Source organism: Dankookia rubra (genome assembly GCF_004355005.1).
Lineage (GTDB): Bacteria > Pseudomonadota > Alphaproteobacteria > Acetobacterales > Acetobacteraceae > Paracraurococcus > Paracraurococcus ruber_A.
Map to the genome: position 1 here is coordinate 1 of NZ_SMSJ01000277.1, position 1,230 is coordinate 1,230.

The 1,230-nt window shown below is 62.1% G+C and carries 1 pseudogene; it reads left to right on the forward strand.

Features of this window, described 5'->3' with window-relative positions:
* Window positions 1-843: 843 nt before the first annotated feature.
* Window positions 844-1,230 (forward strand): annotated as a pseudogene (locus tag E2C06_RS36530) (ABC transporter substrate-binding protein); the annotation flags it as partial.

Genomic DNA, 1,230 nt, shown 5'->3' on the forward strand with positions numbered 1-1,230 from the left:
ATGCCAGCTCTCCCCCAAGCATCCGGGCCCCCATCGCGGTGACAGGGCACCCTAGAACCTGGGTCAGATTTCAACCGGCGACCGGGTCAGTTTCACTCCGGCGGCTACACCGCCCCCACACACAGCATCACAGGCCGCCTCCGGGCACGCTACCCAGGCCTGGCTCCATCCCCCCGGATCCCGACAAGAGCATTTCAAGTTACAACCGCGCTGCCCCATGGTCTGGGAGGTCTGCGATGCCGCATGGCTGTAACCAACCGTGGAGTTGCTGGAAAAGCCAAATTCAGGGACCAGACGAGCAGAGAGCAGGGGCGACCAGAGCCGTCGCATCACGACGAGAAGCTTAGGAAGGAGTCGCGCTCGCCTGCTGTCCATATGAGAAGATCATGGACCACACCCGCCACCTCAGGTCCATGCGCGGCTATGTCCGCCGCGCCCAACTGCTGTGCAAGAAGCCGATCAAGACGCTCGGGCTATGAGGGCTGCGGACAGGACAGGGAAGGGCGATGCATCCGCCGCGGAGGACGGGATCCCCGTCCCGCCGCACACGGACTGGTTGTTCAGCCAGTTCGCAAGTGACAGGTTCAACCCTGTTTTCCCCATTGAGGTTTTTATAATTAAGTGGAATTGCATTTTTGGTTGTGATGTATGCCCTTCTTGGCGTCTGGCCGATTGCCGAAGACGGGGATGTGGATCTCATCGATGCGTACATCTTTGCTTAATCAGCTAGCAATGTTCTTGGCTTCGTCCCTGAGAACTGCCGCTCTGGCTGCATGTGCAAACCTGACACTTGCATTGTTTGCGCCTCATATTGGCCAAGCCGATCCTCGTATAGAACTCAACGTGGTCGGAGGCCTCGGCGGCGTGCAGCAATACGACGCGCATGAGGCACCATTCTGGACCCATCGCGTGCCGGAGATCACGGCCGGTCAGGTGCAGGTGCAGATCGTGCCCTTCGACCGCAGCGGCATCCGCGGCCAGGAGATGCTGCAGCTGCTGCGGCTCGGCGTGGTCTCCTTCGGCAATGTCCTGCTCGGCCTGGCAGCGGCCGAGGAGCCGGAGCTCAACGTGATCGACCTGCCGCTGCTGAGCCCCGACATGCCGGCGCTGCGCCGCACCGTCGCGCTGTGGCGCCCGCGCCTCGAGGCGCTGCTGCGGGAGCGCTACGGTCTCGTTCTGCTCGCGGCCTATACCTATCCGCCACAGGTGGTGTTCTGCCGGAAGGCCTTC